General features: G+C 61.7%; 12 protein-coding genes and 1 other RNA gene. 8 read left to right on the forward strand and 5 right to left on the reverse strand.

Annotated features, from left to right (window positions below):
* Positions 1-63 precede the first annotated feature (63 nt).
* On the forward strand, positions 64-828 hold the full coding sequence (locus OKW98_RS10710; RefSeq protein ID WP_265389121.1) for a GntR family transcriptional regulator: 765 nt from the start codon (positions 64-66) through the stop codon (positions 826-828).
* 717 nt (positions 829-1,545) lie between these two features.
* Here the strand turns inward: OKW98_RS10710 and guaD are convergent.
* From guaD to xdhA, 4 genes are all read right to left on the reverse strand, one after another.
* Entirely contained in the window at positions 1,546-2,862 is a 1,317-nt protein-coding gene (gene guaD, locus OKW98_RS10715; RefSeq protein WP_265389122.1) for a guanine deaminase, read from the reverse strand.
* Between the two features lie 24 nt (positions 2,863-2,886).
* The gene (gene xdhC, locus OKW98_RS10720) at positions 2,887-3,726 is read right to left on the reverse strand and encodes a xanthine dehydrogenase accessory protein XdhC (protein ID WP_265389123.1); all 840 of its coding nucleotides are present in this window, start codon (positions 3,724-3,726) and stop codon (positions 2,887-2,889) included.
* A 161-nt stretch (positions 3,727-3,887) separates the two neighbouring features.
* A complete protein-coding gene (gene xdhB, locus OKW98_RS10725) occupies positions 3,888-6,296 on the reverse strand; it encodes a xanthine dehydrogenase molybdopterin binding subunit (RefSeq protein WP_265389124.1) in 2,409 nt (802 codons plus the stop codon).
* Complete coding sequence (gene xdhA, locus OKW98_RS10730; RefSeq protein WP_265389125.1) at positions 6,289-7,758, reverse strand: xanthine dehydrogenase small subunit; 1,470 nt, start codon at positions 7,756-7,758, stop codon at positions 6,289-6,291. Before xdhA ends, xdhB begins: the two co-directional genes overlap by 8 nt.
* A gap of 318 nt (positions 7,759-8,076) precedes the next feature.
* Here xdhA and OKW98_RS10735 point away from each other — a divergent pair, with 318 nt between their 5' ends.
* The 6 genes from OKW98_RS10735 to OKW98_RS10760 all read left to right on the forward strand — a co-directional run bounded on the left by OKW98_RS10735 (position 8,077) and on the right by OKW98_RS10760 (position 19,973).
* Positions 8,077-8,736, forward strand: coding sequence for a GntR family transcriptional regulator (locus OKW98_RS10735; protein WP_265389126.1), 660 nt, complete (start codon positions 8,077-8,079; stop codon positions 8,734-8,736).
* Positions 8,737-8,739: 3 nt separating this feature from the next.
* Positions 8,740-12,228 carry a chromosome segregation protein SMC gene (smc, locus tag OKW98_RS10740; RefSeq protein WP_265389127.1) on the forward strand — a complete coding sequence of 1,163 codons (3,489 nt, stop codon included), beginning with the start codon at positions 8,740-8,742 and terminating at the stop codon, positions 12,226-12,228.
* A 275-nt stretch (positions 12,229-12,503) separates the two neighbouring features.
* Positions 12,504-13,352 carry a cell division protein ZipA gene (gene zipA / locus OKW98_RS10745; protein ID WP_265389128.1) on the forward strand — a complete coding sequence of 283 codons (849 nt, stop codon included), beginning with the start codon at positions 12,504-12,506 and terminating at the stop codon, positions 13,350-13,352.
* A 227-nt stretch (positions 13,353-13,579) separates the two neighbouring features.
* Positions 13,580-15,928: an NAD-dependent DNA ligase LigA gene (gene ligA, locus OKW98_RS10750; RefSeq protein ID WP_265389129.1), complete on the forward strand. Its 2,349-nt coding sequence runs from the start codon at positions 13,580-13,582 to the stop codon at positions 15,926-15,928.
* A 900-nt stretch (positions 15,929-16,828) separates the two neighbouring features.
* Positions 16,829-17,995 carry a zinc-binding metallopeptidase family protein gene (locus OKW98_RS10755; RefSeq protein WP_265389130.1) on the forward strand — a complete coding sequence of 389 codons (1,167 nt, stop codon included), beginning with the start codon at positions 16,829-16,831 and terminating at the stop codon, positions 17,993-17,995.
* A gap of 172 nt (positions 17,996-18,167) precedes the next feature.
* On the forward strand, positions 18,168-19,973 hold the full coding sequence (locus OKW98_RS10760) for a putative bifunctional diguanylate cyclase/phosphodiesterase (protein WP_265389131.1): 1,806 nt from the start codon (positions 18,168-18,170) through the stop codon (positions 19,971-19,973).
* 3 nt (positions 19,974-19,976) lie between these two features.
* Here OKW98_RS10760 and OKW98_RS10765 read toward each other — a convergent pair whose 3' ends face one another.
* Complete coding sequence (locus tag OKW98_RS10765) at positions 19,977-20,471, reverse strand: GNAT family N-acetyltransferase (protein WP_265389132.1); 495 nt, start codon at positions 20,469-20,471, stop codon at positions 19,977-19,979.
* Between the two features lie 236 nt (positions 20,472-20,707).
* On the opposite strand from OKW98_RS10765, the gene ffs reads away from it, so the two are divergent.
* An RNA gene (gene ffs, locus OKW98_RS10770) (signal recognition particle sRNA small type) lies at positions 20,708-20,804 on the forward strand.
* The last annotated feature ends 203 nt before the right edge of the window (positions 20,805-21,007 follow it).

Here is a 21,007-nt window from a genome sequence, read left to right on the forward strand (position 1 = left end):
AGTGGTCGTACCCGCCCTGATCACGGCAAGGCCCCGCGCCGGATTCCGTTACCACGAGTGCCCATGAACGATCAGTTGCAACCTCTCAAGAAACACCCACGCACGGCCAAATCTGGCCGCAGCGGGACCCAGGACGACATCGTCTACGCGCACATTTTCGAGGCGATTCTCGAACAGCGTCTGGCGCCCGGCACCAAGCTGAGCGAAGAAGCCCTCGGTGAAATCTTCGGCGTCAGCCGCACCATCATTCGCCGCGCATTGTCGCGTCTCGCCCACGAAGGCGTGGTGTTGCTGCGCCCGAACCGTGGCGCGGTGGTGGCCAGCCCGAGCGTCGAAGAGGCACGACAGGTGTTCTTCGCCCGGCGTCTGGTGGAGAAGGCGATCACTGAACTGGCGGTCGAGCACGCCACGGCGGAACAGCTGAGCGAGCTGCGTCAGATGGTCAGCGACGAGCGCGACAGTTTTTCGAAAGGGGATCGCGGGGCGGGGATTCGTCTGTCGGGGGAATTTCATCTGAAGCTGGCGGAAGCGGCGAAAAACGCTCCACTGATCAGCTTCCAGCGCAGCCTGGTGTCGCAGACCTCGTTGATCATCGCCCAGTACGAAAGCGGCAACCGCTCGCACTGCTCGTACGATGAACACACCCAACTGATCGATGCCATCGAAGCCCGGGATGCAACGTTGGCGGTAAGCCTGATGATGCATCACATGGATCACATCGACAGCAAGCTCAACCTCGACGAAGACAGCGCCTCCGACGACCTCCACGCCGTGTTCTCGCACCTGATGCTGCCGAAGAAAAAGGCAGGGCGCAGCACGGCGGTGTGATGCCTGCAGTAAGCCGTGCAGTTCGCGGCGTACACCTCACCGGCGTCAAGCACATCATTTTCGGCGAGCGCAGCACCTGTAGGAACGCGCTTGCCCGCGAACGCGTTATTTCAGCCAGCCTATATGTTGCTGGCCCACCGCATTCGCGGGCAAGCGCGCTCCTACAACGTTCGGTGGGGATGGGGAATTACCGGTCCGACCGTATACCTGCGAGCGTGCTAACGAAAGTAGGGCGCAGCACGGCGGTGTGATGCCGGCAGTAAGCCGTGCAGTTCGCGGCGTACACCTCACCGGCGTCAAGCACATCATTTTCGGCGAGCGCGGCACCTGTAGGAGCGCGCTTGCCCGCGAACGCGTTATTTCAGCCAGCCTATATGTTGCTGACCCACCGCATTCGCGGGCAGTGCGCTCCTACAACGTTCGGTGGGGATGGGGAATTACCGGTCCGACCGAATACCTGCGAGCGTGCTAACGAAAGCAGGGCGCAGCACGGCGGTGTGATGCCTGCAGTAAGCCGTGCAGTTCGCGGCGTACACCTCACCGGCGTCAAGCACATCATTTTCGGCGAGCGCAGCACCTGTAGCAGCTTGCCCGCGAACGCGTTATTTCAGCCAGCCTATATGTTGCTGACCCACCGCATTCGCGGGCAAGCGCGCTCCTACAGTGCGGCGTTTGTGAGGGCGAGTCCGAAACAAACCTGCGGACATTCCATTGTTTTTAGCGCTTATGCACCAACGCCCCCGCCGAATACGTTTCGCTCACGGTCCGGTCATCCCCCAGGGTCATCAACACAAACAACTGCTCTTCAATGCTCGTCGCCTGACTCATGCGGTAGGCCAGCAGCGGGGTGGCGTTGAAGTCCAGCACCACGAAGTCCGCTTCGCTGCCCGGTTGCAGGTCGCCGATCTTGTCCTCCAGCCGCAGGGCCCGTGCGCCGCCCAGTGTCGCCAGGTACAGCGATTTGAACGGGCTCAGTTTGGCGCCTTGCAGCTGCATGACTTTGTACGCCTCGTTTAACGTGTGCAGCAGCGAGAAACTCGTCCCGGCGCCGACATCGGTGCCCAGGCCGACATTGACCTTATGCTTTTCCGCCATTGGCAAATTGAACAAGCCGCTGCCGAGGAACAGGTTGGAGGTCGGGCAGAAGGCGATGGCTGACCCGGTTTCCGCCAGGCGCTGACACTCTTGGTCGCACAGGTGCACGCCGTGGGCAAACACCGAGCGCTCGCCGAGCAGGTTGAAATGGTCGTACACGTCCAGGTAGTTCTTGCGCTCCGGGAACAGTGCCTTGACCCAGTCGACTTCCTTCAGGTTTTCACTGATGTGGGTCTGCATGTACAGGTCGGGGTATTCGGTCAACAACTGGCCGGCAAGGGTCAATTGTTCAGGGGTGCTGGTCGGCGCAAAACGCGGGGTCACGGCGTAATGCAGACGGCCCTTGCCATGCCAGCGTTCGATCAGCGCCTTGCTGTCGACGTAGCTGGATTCGGCGGTGTCCACCAGATAATCCGGCGCGTTGCGGTCCATCATCACCTTGCCGGCGATCAGGCGCAGATTGAGCTTCTCGGCGGCACTGAACAGCGCGTCCACCGACTCCTTGTGCCGACTGCCGAACACCAGCGCGGTGGTGGTGCCGTTGCGCAGCAATTCCTTGAGAAAGATGTCAGCCACCTGCGCCGAATGCTCGGGGTCGGCGAACTGCTTCTCGCAGGGAAACACGTAGGTGTTCAGCCAGTCGAGCAACTGCTCGCCGTAGGAGCCGACCATGCCGGTCTGCGGCAAATGAATGTGAGTGTCGATGAAACCGGCGGTAATGAGCGCGTCCTGATAGCTGACGATTTCGACGTCGTCGGCGAGGGTCTTCAGCAGGTCTTCGGCATTGCCGAGGGCGACGATCTTGCCGTTTTCGACCAGCATCAGGCCGTCTTCGAAATACTCGTACGACGCTTCCACCGCCACGTCGGCAGGGTCGGCGATGCTGTGAATGATGGCGGCGCGGTAGGCCTTTTTAGCGTTGCTGATATCAAGAGTCATGTCAGTTGATCGTTCTTCCGGGATTCATTGGGCCTGGCTGCGGCGGGACACCGGCAGCAGCTTGGCGACAGGTTCGGCAGTGGTGCTTTGCTCGCCGAAATGAGCGTTGTAGGTGGCGATCACTTCGCCGGCGATCGACACGGCGATTTCCATGGGCAGCTTGCCTTTGACCTCGGTCAGTCCCATCGGACAACGCATGCGCTGCAGCACCGCAGCGTCGAAGCCGCGATCCCGCAAACGATGCTCGAATTTCACGCGCTTGGTTTTCGAGCCGATCAGGCCGAAATAGCTGAAATCCCCCCGCTTGAGAATGGCGGCGGCGAGTTCCAGGTCCAGCTGATGATTGTGGGTCATGACGATGCAATAGCTGCCAGCGGGAAGGTGATCGACTTCTTCGATGACGTCCTCGCTGAGGATCTGCGTCACGCCTTCCGGCATGTGCGCGGGAAATTCAGCCTCGCGGGAATCGATCCAGCGCACGCGGCAGGGCAGGCTGGCGAGCAGCGGCACCAGCGCCCGCCCGACGTGGCCGGCGCCGAACACCGCAATGTGCGCCTGGGGCTGGCCCATGGGCTCGAACAGCAATACGTTCACGCCGCCGCAGCACTGGCCCAGGCTGGCGCCAAGGCTGAAGCGCTCCAGACGGGTTTGCTGGCTACCGCTGGCGAGCATCTCCCGGGCGATTTCCATGGCCTTGTATTCCAGATGACCGCCGCCGATGGTGTCGAAGATGCGCCCGGCGCTGACGACCATTTTCGAGCCCGCATTGCGCGGCGTCGAGCCACGCTCCTCGATGATGGTCACCAGCACGCAGGCCTCGCCCTGGTGCTGCAAGTCGGCGAGGGCACTGATCCAGTTATTCATGTGTGTCTCCTGATCGTTGTTGCGACGATCAAAATCTGTGGTGTCTGTGCTGGCCTCATCGCGGGCAAGCGCGCTCCTACAGAGAACCGCATTCCGACTGTAGGAGCGACCGGGGTGGCGCTCCACCTTGCCCGCGAAGGCGTCATCTGCGCCGACGAAAATCAAACCGAGGAAACCGTCAACTCATGGGCGACACCTTCCGCTTCCGGCATCGCAGCCCGCAAAGCCCGCATCTGCTCACACCCCCACAACACCCGCTCCGGGGTCGCCGGCGCGTCGATCTTCGGTTGATGCTTGTAATCACCCAGACTCGCCACCGCATCCTTGATCGCGCACCAGGCGGCGATGCCCAGCATGAACGGCGGCTCGCCCACGGCTTTGGAATGAAACACCGTGTCTTCGGGGTTCTTGCGGTTCTCCACCAGCTTCACACGCAGGTCCGCCGGCATGTCGGCCACGGCCGGAATCTTGTAGCTGGCCGGGCCGTTGGTCATCAGCTTGCCCTTGTCGTTCCAGACCAGTTCCTCGGTCGTCAGCCAGCCCATCCCTTGAATGTAGCCGCCCTCGACCTGGCCGATGTCGATGGCCGGGTTCAGGGAGGCGCCGACGTCATGAAGAATGTCCGTGCGCAGCATTTTGTATTCACCGGTCAGGGTGTCGACCAGCACCTCGGTACAGGCCGCGCCAAACGCAAAGTAATAGAAGGGCCGGCCGCGCGCCTGGCTGCGGTCGTAGAAAATCTTCGGCGTCTTGTAATAGCCGGTGCTCGACAGCGACACCTGACCCATCCACGCCTGCTGCGCCAGGGTGTCGAAGCTGATGACCTGCTCGCCGACGCGCACGTGGCCGTTGCGAAACTCGACCCGCGATTCATCGCACTGGTAATGCTTCGCCGCGAATTCCACCAGCCGCTGCTTGAGGATTTCCGCAGCGTTCTGCGCGGCCTTGCCGTTCAGGTCCGCTCCGCTGGAGGCTGCCGTCGGCGACGTGTTTGGCACCTTGTCGGTGTTGGTCGCGGTGATCTGCACACGGTCGATGTCGACCTGAAACACCTCGGCCACCACCTGCGCCACCTTGACGTTCAGGCCCTGGCCCATCTCGGTGCCGCCGTGATTGAGATGAATGCTGCCGTCGGTGTAGATGTGGATGAGCGCGCCGGCCTGATTGAGGAAGCTGGCGGTGAAGGAAATACCGAATTTCACCGGGGTCAGCGCCAGGCCTTTCTTCAGAATCGGGCTGTGGGCGTTGTAGGCCGTGATCGCTTTGCGCCGCTCTGCGTAATCACTGCTTGCTTCCAGTTCGGCAGTCATTTCTTCGAGCATGTTGTGCTCGACGGTCTGGTAGTAGTGCGTGACGTTGCGCTCGGTCTTGCCGTAGTAGTTGGCTTTGCGCACCGCCAGCGGGTCCTTGCCCAGATGCCGGGCGATGGCGTCCATCACTTCCTCGATGGCGACCATCCCTTGGGGGCCACCGAAGCCGCGATACGCCGTGTTCGACGCGGTGTTGGTCTTGCAGCGATGGCCATTGATGGTGGCGTCGCCCAGGTAGTAGGAATTGTCGGCATGAAACATCGCGCGGTCGACGATGGACGCCGACAGGTCCGGCGAATAACCGCAGTTGCCCGCCAGCTCCAGCTGAATGCCGTGCAAGCGCCCGTCGTTGTCGAAGCCCACGTCGTACTCGACGTAAAACGGATGACGCTTGCCGGTCATCATCATGTCTTCCATGCGCGGCAGGCGCATCTTGGTCGGCTGGCCGGTCAGGCGCGCAATCACCGCGCACAGGCACGCGGGGCTCGCGGCCTGGGTTTCCTTGCCGCCGAAGCCGCCACCCATACGGCGCATGTCGACGACGATCTTGTTCATCGACACATCCAGCACTTCGGCGACGAGCTTCTGCACTTCGGTCGGGTTCTGCGTCGAGCAATAGACGATCATGCCGCCGTCTTCGGTGGGCATCACCGACGAAATCTGCGTTTCCAGGTAAAAGTGTTCCTGACCGCCGATGTGCAGCGTGCCCTGAATGCGGTGTGTCGCGGACGCCAGCGCCGTCGCCGAATCGCCGCGCTGGTGGGTGTGGCTGTCGAGCACGAAATGCTTGTCGCGGTAGGCCTGGACGACGTCGAGCACGGGCTCCAAGTCTTCGTATTCGATGATCGCGGCCATCGCTGCCTTACGTGCGGTTTCCAGATCCCGGGCCGCCACGGCAATCACCGGTTGACCGACGAACTCGACCTTGTCGATGGCCAGCAACGGGTCGCCGGGCAGCAGCGGGCCGATGTCCTTGAGGCCCGGAATGTCTTCATGGGTGATGGCGATGCGCACGCCGTCGAAGGCGTAGCAGGGCGACACGTCGACGCGGACGATGCGCGCATGGGCACGGTCGGACAGCCGCGCATACACGTGCAACTGATTGGGGAATTCGAGGCGGTCGTCGATGTAGATCGCTTCGCCGGACACGTGCTTGTCGGCGCTGTCGTGCTTGACGCTGCGACCGACGCCGGTGGTCAGGTCCTGTTGAAACAGGGCGACCATTTCTTCCTGGGACCTGGCTGAATGATGGTTAGACATAAGCTGTCACCCGCGTCTGGATGTGGGGCGTTTGCACTTCAATGAAGTATTTGCGCAGCAGGTTCTGCGCGCTGAGCAGGCGGTATTCCTTGCTCGCGCGAAAGTCCGTCAGCGGCGTGAAGTCCTCGGCCAGTGCGGCGCAGGCGCGCTCAATAGTGGCGGATGTCCACGGCTGGCCGAGCAGCGCCTGCTCGCAATGGGCCGCGCGTTTGGGGATCGCCGCCATGCCGCCGAAGGCCGCGCGGGCGTCGACGATGGCACCGTTCTCGACCTGCACGCGAAACGCTGCGCACACCGCCGAGATGTCGTCGTCCAGCCGCTTTGAAACCTTGTAGGCGCGAAACGTCTGCCGGGCGTTGGCTCGGGGCACGATGATGCGCTCAATGAACTCGCTTTCCTGACGCACCGTCACGCGGTAATCGATGAAGTAATCCTCCAGCGCCAGGGTGCGGGTCTGCTCGCCCTTGCGCAGCACGATCTTCGCGCCCAGTGCGATGAGCAGGGGCGGGGAGTCGCCGATTGGCGAAGCGTTGCCGATGTTGCCGCCGAGGGTGCCCTGATTGCGGATCTGCAGCGATGCAAAACGGTGCAGTAATTCGCCGAAATCCGGGTACTCGCGGCTCAGTGCTTCGTAGCAATCGGTGAGGGCCGTGGCCGCGCCGATCTCGATGCGGTCTTCGAAATGCTCGATCTTCTTCATCGCGGCGACGTTGCCGACGTAGATCATCACCGGCAGCGGGCGATGGAATTGCGTCACTTCAAGGGCCAGGTCGGTGCCGCCGGCCAGCAGCCGGGCTTGGGGATAGGCATCGTAGAGATCAGCCACGTCGGCCACAGTCAACGGCACCAGGCAGCGCTTGTCGCCGCTGTTCAGCTCGCCGGTTTGGGTCGGCGCGATGGCCTTGAGGCGGGCGATGGTCTGGGCGGTCAGGGCATCGAACTGATCTGCCTGCGGTTGGCTGCAGCATTGCTCGGCCGCTGCGAGGATCGGTCGATAACCGGTGCAGCGGCACAGATTGCCCGCCAGGGCTTCGTGAGCCTGGGCGTGCCTGGTTTCGGGGGAGGCGGATTCGGCGATGTTCTTTTGCAGCGCGAACAGCGACATCACAAAGCCCGGCGTACAGAACCCGCACTGGGAACCGTGGCAGTCGACCATCGCCTGCTGAACGCTGTGCAAGCGGCCCTGATGCTTGAGGTCTTCAACGCTGATCAGTTGCTTGCCGTGCAGCGAGGCCACGAAGGTCAGGCAAGAATTGAGGCTGCGATAACTGAGTTGCTCCCGGCCCGCTGCATCGGTGGTCAGCTCGCCAACGACCACGGTGCACGCGCCGCAATCGCCGCTGGCGCAGCCTTCTTTGGTGCCGGACTTGTGCAGGTGCTCGCGCAGGTAATTGAGCACCGTGACGTTCGGGTCCAGAGCCTGTTCGGTTTTCAGCGCTTGGTTCAGGAGAAACTGGATCACGGGTCGCGCCTCGTTCTTGTCGTTAAAAAGCACTGGTCACAGGTGCCGGCGGAAGGGTCATCGAACATGTCGATGAATCTATCAGCTCTGACTATCGGGTCAATTAATATCTGACTCAAAGGTCAAGAAATTCATTATTTCCTGAAATTGCCGATAACCCACCTGACGATGACGTTTAAAGACGGCGTGCTTGTGATCAGAACATGTCCGTGTTTCTGCTTATTTCGTGCCAGTTTCCACAGTATGGCCCTGCGCCACAGACGTGCAGTGCGATACACTCCGCCGCTTGTATGCGACCCAAGAAGTTGAAGGTAAGAAATGACGTTCAAGGCACCTGACAGCCTCGCCGAGCAGATCGCTCACCACCTTGCCGAGCGCATCATCCGCGGCGAGCTCAAGCCAGGGGAGCGGATTCAGGAGCAGAAGGTCACGGCCGCACTGAACGTGAGCCGTGGCTCGGTGCGCGAGGCGCTGCTGATTCTCGAGCGTCGCCACCTGATCGTGATCCTGCCCCGTCGCGGCGCGCAGGTCTCGGTCCTGACCCCGCACAACATCACCAGCCTCTGCGCCCTGATGAGCGAGATGTACATCCTGCTCGGTCTCGCTGTTGCGCGAAGCTGGAAGGAGCCCGTTGACCTCGCGCCGTTCCAGCAGATTCAGCAGCGGCTCATCGCCAGTTGCGAGCGCCAGGACGTCAAGGGCTTCGTCGAAGAGAGCTTCAATGTCATGCGCGCGGCCTATCCGTTCGCCAATAACCCGTACCTGGAAGAGACCGTCGAGAACCTGCAGCCCTCCATGAGCCGCTTCTACTTCCTCGCGCTGCATCAACGCCAGACGGAAATGAGCGAATACCTGACCCTTTTCGGCCAATTGCTCGAAGCGGTGGTGGCGCGGGATCTGGCGCGCATCCGCGACGTGCTGACCTGCTACGCCGAGCGCAGCTGCCAATCGGTGCTGTCTGCCCTGGCGGCCAGCTGATTCATGCGCCTCAAGTGCATCAGGCTGGCCGGGTTCAAATCGTTCGTCGACCCGACGACGGTGAACTTCCCCAGCAACATGGCGGCCGTGGTCGGCCCCAACGGATGCGGCAAATCCAACATCATCGACGCGGTGCGCTGGGTCATGGGCGAAAGCTCGGCCAAGAACCTGCGCGGCGAGTCGATGACCGACGTCATCTTCAACGGCTCCACCAGCCGCAAACCGGTGAGCCAGGCGAGCATCGAGCTGGTCTTCGATAACTCCGACGGCACCCTGGTCGGCGAATACGCCAGCTACGCGGAAATCTCCATTCGCCGCAAAGTCACCCGCGACAGCCAGAACAGCTATTACCTCAACGGCACCAAATGCCGTCGCCGTGACATCACCGACATCTTCCTCGGCACCGGCCTGGGTCCGCGCAGCTACTCGATCATCGAGCAGGGCATGATCTCCAAACTGATCGAAGCCAAGCCCGAAGACCTGCGCAATTTCATCGAAGAAGCCGCGGGCATCTCCAAGTACAAGGAGCGCCGCCGCGACACGGAAAACCGCATTCGCCGCACCCACGAGAACCTCGCGCGCCTGACCGATTTGCGCGAAGAACTGGGTCGTCAACTGGAGCGTCTGCAGCGTCAGGCCCAGGCGGCCGAGAAGTATCAGGAATACAAAGCCGAAGAGCGTCAGCTCAAGGCGCAACTGTCGGCGTTGCGCTGGCAGGCGCTGAACGAGCAAGTGGCCCAGCGCGAATCGGTGATCGGCAATCAGGAAGTCGGCTTCGAGTCACTGGTCGCCGACCAGCGCAGCGCCGACGCGGCCATCGAGCGCCTGCGCGACGGTCATCACGACCTGTCCGAGCGATTCAACCTGGTGCAGGGGCGTTTCTATTCCGTGGGCGGCGACATCGCCCGGGTCGAGCAGAGCATTCAGCACGGCCAGCAGCGCTTGCGTCAGCTGCAGGACGACCTGCGCGAAGCCGAGCGCGCGCGCCTGGAGACTGAATCCCACCTGGGCCACGACCGCACGTTGCTGGCCACATTGGGCGAAGAGCTGGAGATGCTTGAGCCGGAGCAGGAGATCACCCTCGCGGCGGCCGAAGAATCCGCCGCCGCGCTGGAAGACGCCGAAACCGCCATGCACGGCTGGCAGGAACAGTGGGACGCTTTCAACCTCACGTCCGCCGAACCCCGGCGGCAGGCGGAAGTGCAGCAGTCGCGCATTCAACAGCTGGAAACCAGCCTGGAGCGCCTCGCCGAGCGTCAGCGGCGTCTGGGCGAAGAGCGTCAATTGCTCGCAGCCGACCCGGAAGACGCGGCGATTCTCGAACTCAGCGAAGACCTCGCCGCGCGGGAGATGGCTTTCGAAGAACTGACCGCCGAAGAAGAACACCTGATCGAGCGCCTTGAGCAACTGCGCGTCGATCTGCAACAGGCCACCCAGGCGCAACAGCAGGCCCAAGGCGATCTGCAGCGGTTGAACGGCCGCCTCGCTTCGCTGGAGGCGCTGCAACAGGCGGCACTTGATCCGGGCACCGGCACCGCCGAGTGGCTGCGCGATCATCAACTCAGTGAGCGTCCGCGTTTGGCCGAAGGGCTGCGCGTCGAGGCGGGCTGGGAAATGGCCGTGGAAACCGTGCTCGGCGCCGACCTGAATGCGGTGCTGGTGGATGATTTCGCCGGGCTCGATCTGGCCGGATTCAGTCAGGGCGATCTGCGCCTGGTGAGTCCTGGCGCTGACGTCACGCGCATACCCGGCAGCTTGCTGGACAAGGTCGACACCGAGGTCGATCTGACCCACTGGCTGGGCCAGGTCAAACCCGTTGAAACCCTCGACGATGCGCTGGCGCTGCGCGGGCAACTGGGCGCCGGTGAGAGCTTGATCAGCCGCGACGGCTATTGGGTCGGGCGGGATTTCCTGCGCGTGCGCCGTGCCAGCGAGGCCGAAAGCGGCGTGCTGGCCCGGGGTCAGGAGTTGCAGCGGCTGGAGGCCGAGCGCGAAGAACGTGAGGCGACCCTCGCCGCGCTGGACGAGCAACTGTCGACCCAGCGCGAGCAGCAACGCACTCAGGAAGACAACCGCGAGCAACTGCGCCGTCGTTTGCAGGACGAAGCCCGTCAGCAGAGCGAGCTCAAGGCGCAGTTGTCCGCCGCCAAAGCCAAGGTCGAGCAGCTGACCCTGCGCCGCACGCGGCTCGACGAAGAATTGACCGAGCTCGCCGAACAGCGCGCCATGGAGCACGAAACCCTCGGCGAATCCCGCCTGCAATTGCAGGAAGCCCTCGATAGCATGGCGCTGGACACCGAGCAGCGCGAGTTGCTGCTGGCCCAGCGCGACAGCCTGCGCGAGCGTCTGGACCGGGTGCGTCAGGAGGCACGCCAGCATAAAGATCACGCCAACCAGTTGGCCGTGCGCCTGGGTTCGCTGCGCGCTCAACATGATTCCACGCGCCAGGCCCTGGAGCGCCTGGAGATGCAGTCCGAGCGCCTGACCGAGAAGCGCGAGCAACTGAGCCTCAATCTGGAGGAGGGCGCAGCGCCGCTGGAAGAGCTGCGCATGAAGCTCGAAGAGCTGCTGGAAAAGCGCATGGTCGTCGACGAGGAAATGCGCACGGCCAAGAACGCCCTGGAAGACGCCGACCGCGAACTGCGCGAAGCCGAGAAACGTCGCAACCAGGCCGAGCAGCAATCGCAGCTGCTGCGTGGGCAACTGGAGCAGCAGCGCCTGGAATGGCAATCGCTGACCGTGCGACGCAAAGCGCTTCAGGAGCAATTGCACGAAGACGGCTACGACCTGGATGGCGTGTTGGCGACGTTGACCGCCGAAGCCAACGAGAAGGCCGCCGAAGAAGAACTCGAACGTATCGCCGCGCGGATTCAGCGTCTGGGCGCCATCAACCTTGCAGCCATCGACGAGTATCAGCAGCAGTCCGAGCGCAAACGCTATCTGGACGCCCAGGACGCCGATCTGGTGGAAGCGCTGGACACGCTGGAAAGCGTCATCCGCAAAATCGACAAGGAAACCCGTAACCGCTTCAAAGAGACCTTTGATCAGATAAACAGCGGAATTCAGGCACTTTTTCCAAAAGTTTTCGGTGGCGGCAGCGCTTACTTGGAACTGACGGGCGAAGATTTACTCGATACAGGGGTGACGATCATGGCGCGTCCTCCCGGCAAGAAAAACAGCACGATCCATTTGCTGTCCGGGGGTGAGAAAGCCCTGACCGCGCTGGCGCTGGTTTTTGCCATCTTCAAACTCAACCCGGCGCCGTTCTGCATGCTCGACGAAGTCGATGCGCCGCTGGACGACGCCAACGTGGGGCGCTACGCCCGGTTGGTCAAAGAGATGTCACAGACGGTGCAGTTCATCTACATCACCCACAATAAGATCGCCATGGAAATGGCTGACCAGTTGATGGGCGTCACCATGCACGAACCGGGTTGTTCACGGCTGGTGGCGGTGGACGTAGAGGAGGCGATGGCGCTGGTGGAGTCATAGCAGGATGCGCAGTTGATCGCGTGGAGATCATGCAGATTTGCAGGGAAAAGTGGCGCACGGGCGTCCAGTACAGGAACCGCCGTCGCAGCGTGACAGATGCTTGTGACCTGCCAGATGTAACAGACGGTGTAAAGTTGCCTTTGGTCGTGCTAGCTTAATGTCCACTTTTCCATTTCGCGTGGGTAAAAGGCCATTCAGAACATAGAGTTGGCTCCACGTTTTAAAGGGGTTTAACGCCCTTACTTTTCAGAATTTCATTAGAGGCACGGGACTACATGGAAATCGGTCTGCGAGAGTGGCTGATCGTCATCGGCATTATTGTCATTGCCGGTATTCTGTTTGACGGCTGGCGCCGTATGCGCGGCGGCAAGGGCAAATTGAAATTCAGGCTGGACCGCAGCTTCTCCAATGCACAGGACGACGACGAACCAACGTCCGCCGAAGTGTTGGGCCCTGCGCGCGTCCTGGACACCCATAAAGAACCGAAACTCGACGAGCACGACCTGCCGACGATGAGTGCAGCGCCCCGCGAGCGCGCCGAACGTGAACCGCGACGCGGCAAGCGCAAGGACGAGCCGCATCAGGGTGACCTCAACCTGAGTGCTGGTCCTGACCTGTTCAGTGCTCGCGACGATGATTTCCCGGATGACAAGCCGAACCAGCGCATCACCGAGGACAAGGACCTGCCACCGGTGGAAGAAGTGCTGGTGATCAGCGTGATCTCCCGGGACGAAAGCGGCTTCAAAGGCCCGGCACTGTTGCAGAACATTCTGGAAAGCGGCCTGCGCTTCGGCGAGATGGACATTTTCCACCGTCACGAAAGCATGGCCGGCAACGGCGAAGTGCTGTTCTCGATGGCCAATGCGGTCAAGCCGGGCGTGTTCGATCTGGATGATATCGACCATTTCAGCACCCGCGCCGTGAGCTTCTTCCTGGGTCTGCCAGGGCCGCGTCATCCGAAGCAGGCCTTTGATGTGATGGTCGCAGCCGCTCGCAAGCTGGCCCACGAGCTGAACGGTGAATTGAAAGATGACCAGCGCAGCGTCATGACCGCGCAGACCATCGAGCACTACCGTCAGCGCATCGTCGAGTTCGAACGCCGCGCCCTGACCCAGCGTCGTTGATTGGCTGCACGTTTATTGGACGATGCAATTCTGTAGGAGCGTGGCTTGTCCCGCGATCTGGCGCGAAGCGGCAGTAGATCTGACGGATGAGGTATTTCAGGTACACCGCGTTGGATGAGTTGCGACTGCTGCGCAGCCGATCGCGGGACAAGCCACGCTCCCACAGGTTATGCACGTACCACGATTGAGCAGCTTCGGCTGCTCTTTTGCATTTCGAGAACACACTTATGAAAGCCGCCGAAACCCGCATCCTTGAACTGCGCGCTGAGCTGGATCAGCACAATTACCGCTATCACGTCCTCGACGAGCCGAGCATCCCGGACGTCGAGTACGACCGGCTGTTCCACGAGCTCAAGGCGCTGGAGGCGGAGAACCCGCATCTGGTGACCCCGGACTCGCCGACCCAGCGGGTGGGCAGTGCGGCGCTGTCGGCGTTCACTCAGGTGCGCCACGAAATCCCCATGCTCAGCCTGGGCAACGCCTTCGAAGAAACCGACATGCTCGAGTTCGATCGTCGGGTCAACGAAGGGCTGGACCTGCCCGCTGCTTCGAAGAAGGTTGAATACAGCTGCGAGCCGAAACTCGACGGCCTGGCGGTGAGCTTGCTGTATCAGAACGGCGCGCTGGTTCGCGGCGCCACCCGCGGCGACGGCACCACCGGCGAAGACATCAGCGTCAACGTGCGCACCGTCCGCAATATCCCGCTGAAGCTGCACGGCAAGGGCTGGCCGGACACCCTCGAAGTACGCGGCGAAGTGTTCATGTCCAAGGCCGGTTTCGAGCGCCTGAACGCCAGTCAGCTTGAAGTGGCTGGCAAGACCTTCGCCAACCCGCGTAACGCGGCGGCGGGCAGCCTGCGCCAGCTGGATTCGAAAATCACCGCCAACCGTCCGCTGGAATTCTGCTGCTATGGCATCGGCCAAGTGTCCCACGACATCGCCGACACCCACACCGGCAACCTACAGCAGCTGAAAGAGTGGGGCATGCCGATCAGCCGCGAGATGAAAATCGCCCACGGCATCGAAGACTGCCTGAAGTACTACCACGACATCGGCGAGAAACGTCTGTCGCTGCCGTACGAAATCGACGGCGTGGTGTTCAAGGTGAACAGCATTGCGTCCCAGCGCGAACTGGGTTTCCGCGCCCGCGAACCGCGCTGGGCCATCGCCCACAAATTCCCGGCCATGGAAGAACTCACCGAGCTGCTCGACGTCGAGTTCCAGGTCGGCCGCACCGGCGCCGTTACGCCGGTGGCCCGTTTGAAACCGGTGAAAGTCGCCGGCGTGACCGTCGCAAACGCGACGCTGCACAACATGGACGAAGTGGCGCGTCTGGGCCTGATGATTGGCGACACGGTGATCATCCGCCGCGCCGGCGATGTGATTCCCCAGGTGGTGCAGGTCGTCCAGGAGCGCCGCCCGAAAGACGCGCGTGCTGTTGAGATACCGCAAACCTGCCCGGTGTGTGGCTCGCAGGTCGAGCGTACGCAACTGATCAAGCGCAGCAAGGGCAAGGAAACCATCAGCGAAGGCGCGGTGTATCGCTGCGTCGGCCGTCTGGCCTGTGGCGCGCAGCTCAAGCAGGCGATCATCCATTACGTCTCGCGCCGGGCGATGGACATCGAAGGGCTGGGCGACAAGACCATCGAGCAACTGGTGGACGAAAAGCTCATCGGCTCGCCGGCCGATCTGTACAAGCTGAAGTACGAGCAGATCATCGATCTTGAGGGTTTTGCCGACATCTCCAGCAAGAAGCTGCTCAAAGCCATCGATGACAGCAAGCAGCCGACGCTGGCGCGCTTCATCTATGCGCTGGGCATTCCGGACGTGGGCGAGGAGACGGCCAAGGTGCTGGCGCGCTCGTTGGGTTCGCTGGATCGGGTGATTGGGGCGCTGCCGGAGGTGCTGACGTATCTGCCGGACGTGGGGCTGGAAGTCGCCCATGAGATTCACAGTTTCTTCGAGGACGAGCACAACCAGAAGGTGATCGGCGCCTTGCTCGGCGAATGCCAGATGCAACTGCAGGACACGGGTGATCTGGGCGCGGAGTTCGCAGCGAGCGCGACCTTGGGCGGGATGCTGGATAAGTTGAACATTCCGTCGGTGGGGCCAGGTGCTGCGCAGAAGCTGGCGGACAAGTTCGGCACCCTTGAGGCGGTGGTTTCGGCGGACTGGCTGGATATGCGGCAGACGCTGCCGGAGAAGCAGGCGCAGGCGGTCAGGGCGTTTTTCGATGTCCCTGAGCATGCGCAGCGGGCCATGGCGATCGAGCAGCAGCTGAAGGATTTCGGCATGCACTGGCAGAGCGAGAAGAAGGTGGTGCAGGGGCTGCCGCTGGCCGGGCAGACGTGGGTCCTGACCGGTTCGCTGGAGTTGATGAGCCGGGACGTGGCGAAGGAGAAGCTGGAGGGCTTGGGGGCGAAGGTGTCCGGCTCGGTGTCGGCGAAGACCCACACGGTGGTGGCCGGGCCGGGGGCGGGGTCGAAGTTGACCAAGGCGAATGAGCTGGGGCTTACGGTTTTGGATGAAGCGGCGTTCGTGGGGTTTCTTAAACAGCACGGCGTCGATTTAACCTAGATCAAGATCAAGGGCGTCGGCCTAGGGGCCTCGGGTTTCGCCTTCGGCGAGTTACTTTTAAAAAGCACTAAAAGTAACCAAAAGTGCCTGCTCTCGGTTGGGCCCTTCCTTCGTCAGGGTTCCCTCACTCCGGTCTCGCTCCGTGTGCCCGCGCCGAACGGACATCCATGTCCTGACGGCGCTCTCGCCGCATCCATGCGGCTCGGCCCACTCCGCGAGACCTGCGTTCAGCCTGCACCCAAGTCGCGATTGGCGGTGACTGAGCCTTTTGCATTTGAAGATCAAAAGCAGATCAACAGCTTCCCGGCTAAAGCCGGTCCCACTGACTGTACCCAGCCCGCACTGTAGGAGCCGGCTTGCTGGCGAACGCGGTGGGTCGGGTATGAAGATATCGACTGACAGATGCATTCGCCAGCAAGCCGGCTCCTACGAAAAAATGCGTTCTGTCAGGTACGACGATGACCGCTCAAAGATCGTTGAAACAACGCGCACCCCGTGGGACTGGCTTTAGCCGGGAAGCCCTTGATCTGCTTCTGATCTGCTTCTGATCTGTTTTTGATCTTCGTACATCGAAGGTCCGGTCAACGCCAATCGCGACTTGGGTGCAGGCCGAGCGCAGACGACGTGGAGTGGGCCGAGCGGCATGGATGCCGCGAGAGCGCCGCTAGGACATGGATGTCCGTTCGGCGCGGGCCCACGGAGCCTCGTCGAAGTGAGGGAACCCTGACGAAGGAAGGGCCAAACCAGGAGCAGGCACTTTTGCTTACTTTTGGTGCTTTTCAAAAGTAAGTCGCCGAAGGCGAAATGTCCCGCCGTTAGGCGGGAGGGAAGACTGCGCAAAAAACGGAACCCCCGCCACCCTTGACGATCTAGTGCTAGCAGCCCCATCAGGATATCGCCATGTTCCAGTTCTTCGAGCAACTCAGCACACGGATCGCGGCGCCGTTCGCCGGCGAAAGCAAACGCAACAGCAAGGTCTGGCAGTGCCACTGCGGCCAGTCGGTGTTTTTCCGCAACAGCCAGTGCCTGGCCTGCTCAGCAGCGTTGGGTTATCTGCCCGAGCAAAGCAAGATTGCCGCGCTGGAACCGGGCCCCGAGCCGCAGACCTGGCGTCTCAGCGACGAGCCCCAGGCCGGGCTCTACCGCCGTTGCGCCAACCTCGACACACCTGCGGCATGCAATTGGGTGTTTCCGGCGCTGAACGCCGGAGAATTCTGCATCCCGTGTAGCCTCAACAAGACCATCCCCGATCTCTCGGTGCCGGAAAACCCCGAGCGCTGGGGCAAGCTGGAGACCGCCAAGCGCCGACTGGTTGCGCAGTTGATCACCCTCGGCCTTCAGGTCGTCCCCAAAAGCGTTGATGAAGAGCGCGGGCTGGCCTTTGAATTTCTCGGCGTCGATCTGGAAGGCAATCTGCCAACGACGGGCCACGCCAGCGGTCTGATCACCCTCAACGTCGAAGAAGCGGACGACGCCATTCGTGAAAAGGTTCGCGTGCAGATGCACGAACCCTACCGCACGCTGCTTGGGCATTTCCGTCATGAAGTCGGGCATTACTACTGGGATCGTCTGATCGCCGACACCCACTGGCAGGACGGTTTCCGCAACCTGTTCGGCGACGACCGCGCCAGCTATGCCGACGCCCTTGATCATCACTACCAGAATGGCGCGCCGGCCGACTGGCAGCAGAGTTTCGTCAGCGCCTACGCGACCATGCACCCATGGGAAGACTGGGCGGAGACCTGGGCGCATTATCTGCACATGATGGACGCCGTCGACACTGCGCTGAGCCTGGGCATGAGTGCCCGGGACATGGACCTCGACTACCAGCCGTTTCCGTTGGAAACCCTCTACGACCCTCAGCATCCGGGCGGTCCGGCGTTCCTCTCGTTCGTCAACGCGTGGATAGAACTGGCGGGCATGCTCAACGAGTTATCCCGTGCCATGGGTCAGGCAGATTTCTATCCGTTCGTGCTGCCGCCGGCGGTCATCACCAAGCTGCATTTCATCCATTTGGTTATACAAGGTGCAGGAGGCAAGGCCGACGACGTGCTGCAAGTGCAGTAATCACTTCATGTGAGTGGTCGCAAAAAGCCATTAGTACAAAGCGATGAAAGGGATTTCACCGCTTGTCTGCGGTGCCTGCACGGGAGAAAAAGGGGTGCTATTTTCCCTATACATATCGTTTTGATACTACTGGCGAAGCGATTTGCGAAGCGGTCTAAAAGGGATTTCAGTTATGGCCTCTGGTGCTCCATTCCCCAAAAACGAGCGTTGCCGGCTTTCGCGCATCACCCACATGGGGCTGATCGATGCGACTGCGGACGATGTGCTCGATCACATTATTTCGATGGTGACCCATTACTTTGAGGTCCCCATTGCCCTCGTTTCCATTGTCAGTCAGCACCGCCAGTGGTTCCGCGCACGCTCAGGCATTGAAGAGCGGGAGACGGCCCGTAAGATTGCCTTCTGCGCCTACACCATCCTCAGCCACGAGACCTTCCAGGTCCCCGACGCGATGCTTGACCCGCGCTTCAGCGATAACCCCCTGGTGACCGGTGACCCGCGCATCCGTTTTTACGCCGGCGTGCCGCTGGTGACCGCCGAGGGTCTGGCTCTGGGCACGCTGTGCATCATCGACCACGTGCCCCGGCCCCAGCTGTCTGCGCGTGACCAGGCCATGCTTGAGATGTACGGCCAGTTGGTGATGAAGCGCCTCAACAACCTGCGCCATGCCAGTTACGTCGATCAGCCCACCGGATTGTTCAACCGTCTGCGCCTGGAAGAAGACCTCGCAGCGCTGGCCGATCGGCGCAAATACGTGCTGGTCGCGCTGGACATGGTCGCGCCAGCGTTTCTCGACAGCATCGTCAAAGCCCTGGGTTACAGCTTCGCCCAGGAGCTGGTGCGCTGCATGATCGAAAACTGCCGCAGCCAGTTGCCTGCCGACACCGCGCTGTACAAGGTCAGCCCGACGCGCATCGCGCTGATCACCCGTCATGCCCGCCCCGAGCAGTCGGAACAGCAATTCCGGCAGTTGCTTGAACATTTTCGGCAGCCGCTGATCTGCCGCAACATTCCCATTCAGATGGACGTTGGCATCGGCGTGTTGCGGTTGGGCCTGGACCGCTGCGATGAGCACGACTGGATCCGGCTGGTGGTCAGTGCGGCGGACGAAGCCCGCGGCAAGTCGACAGGCTGGCGCTGGTACGAGCCCCACCTGGACTTCGCCCAGCAGCGGGCCTTTTTGCTATTGGCCGCGCTGGCCGAGGCCGTGCGCAGCCCCGATCAACTGTCGCTGGTGTATCAGCCGAGGCTTGAAGTGGCGACCGGCCGCATCGTCACCGTCGAAGCGCTATTGCGCTGGCAGCACCCGGTGTTGGGGCCGATCAGTCCGGTGGAGTTTATTCCGCTGGCGGAGAAAACCGCACTGATTCGCTCGCTCAGCCTCTGGGTGTTGAAAAAGGCCGTTGCCCAGGCGGCGATCTGGCAGGCGCAGGGCTACGCCTTCAAAGTGGCGATGAACGTGTCGGCAATCGATCTGGCCAACTCATCGTTCAGCGACGCGTTGTTCGAGCAGTTGACTGTCAGCGGTCTCGACCCGAGTGGCTTCGAGCTTGAATTCACCGAAAGCGCCCTGTGCGACAACCCTGAAGTGACCCGTCTTCAGCTGGAGCGCCTGCGCGGCTTGAACATCGACATCGCCATTGATGACTTCGGCACCGGCTACAGCAACTGGACCTACCTGCGGCAATTGCCGGCCACCACGGTCAAGCTCGACAAGTCGTTGGTGGAAAACATCGACACCAACGACAAGGATCGCGGCCTGGTGGAAGCCATCGTCGATCTGGCGAAGCGCCTCGGTTATCGCGTGGTCGCGGAAGGCGCGGAAACCGAAGGCGTCTACGAAATTCTCTGCGAACTGGGTTGCCACGAAGTGCAAGGCTTCCTCGTAGCGCGGCCCATGAACGTCAGCGCTCTGGAACACTGGATGAGCGTCGAGCGCAGCAGCAAGATCCGGCAGTTGCAATCACTGGCGCAGTGAGCGTTACAGTGTGAGAAGCATCAACCGCTCAAAGCCGGGCTGATCCGCGTCGCGCTCGGGCAATTCCTGCCAACCGAGCGCCAGGTACAGCTGGCGCGCCGGGTGATTGCCGGTCTCCACGGCCAGCATCAATTGCTCCGTGTCTGGCCATAATTGCTGCGTCAATTCTGGCAGCGCGCGCAGGCATTGCTTGCCCAACCCCTGGCCCTGAAACCGGTTATCAATCATCAGCGCGTGCAGCGTGGTGGTCACGCTCGCGTGGTCACGTGCCCAATCCGGCAGCAGCGACCTGCGCTTGAGCACAAAAAAGCCCCGAGGGATGTCGTCGATCAACAGCACGAAGCCTTGCCGGTCGACGACGGGACGGGCGGTCAGCGTGTGCAGACCGCCATGAATGTCGCCGACGTGACGGATCTGCTCGGGGAGCAGTTCGATGTCCAGCAACTGGCGCTGTTGCGTGGGGGAGAGCGATTCATAGCGGGTGAGCGCGAAGTGCATCGGTGGTTCCTGTGTCTTGCGCCTTGGCGGGGCCGGGCAGGGGGCAAGCCACTTGCTGACGGGCGGCGAAAATTCAGGCGCCATTGTGCCGCATTCGGCGCCTCAGCCGCTGCATCGCACAGGCCGTGAGGGCTCGGATACGCTCAAAATCTTAATCTGAAACAAGAGGTTGTAACTTCGCGCGAGACCGGTACAATGGCGCGGCTCGCCACTGGCGAGCGTCGTTATGGTGACCCCATCGGTCCCCCCGCAACGATTACCCGTGAACCTGGTCAGAGCCGGAAGGCAGCAGCCACAGCGGGAACATTGTGTGCCGGGGTGTGGCTGGTGGGGTTGCCTCCATAACGCATCCTCTCTCCAAGTCCCGCATCTCTGCAGGGATTTCGCAGCAAAAAATATCGAAGTATGACAATGCTCAGGCATGCCGAAGTGGTGCAGCCGTAACGCGTGCTGACATCTTCCAAGTCGCCGAACAATCTTCCCGTGCTGCTGCGATCAGGCGCTGACCTCGCGGTAAGGCAACTGTGCCGTCATTC

The organism is Pseudomonas sp. KU26590 (genome assembly GCF_026153515.1).
Classification (GTDB): Bacteria; Pseudomonadota; Gammaproteobacteria; order Pseudomonadales; family Pseudomonadaceae; genus Aquipseudomonas.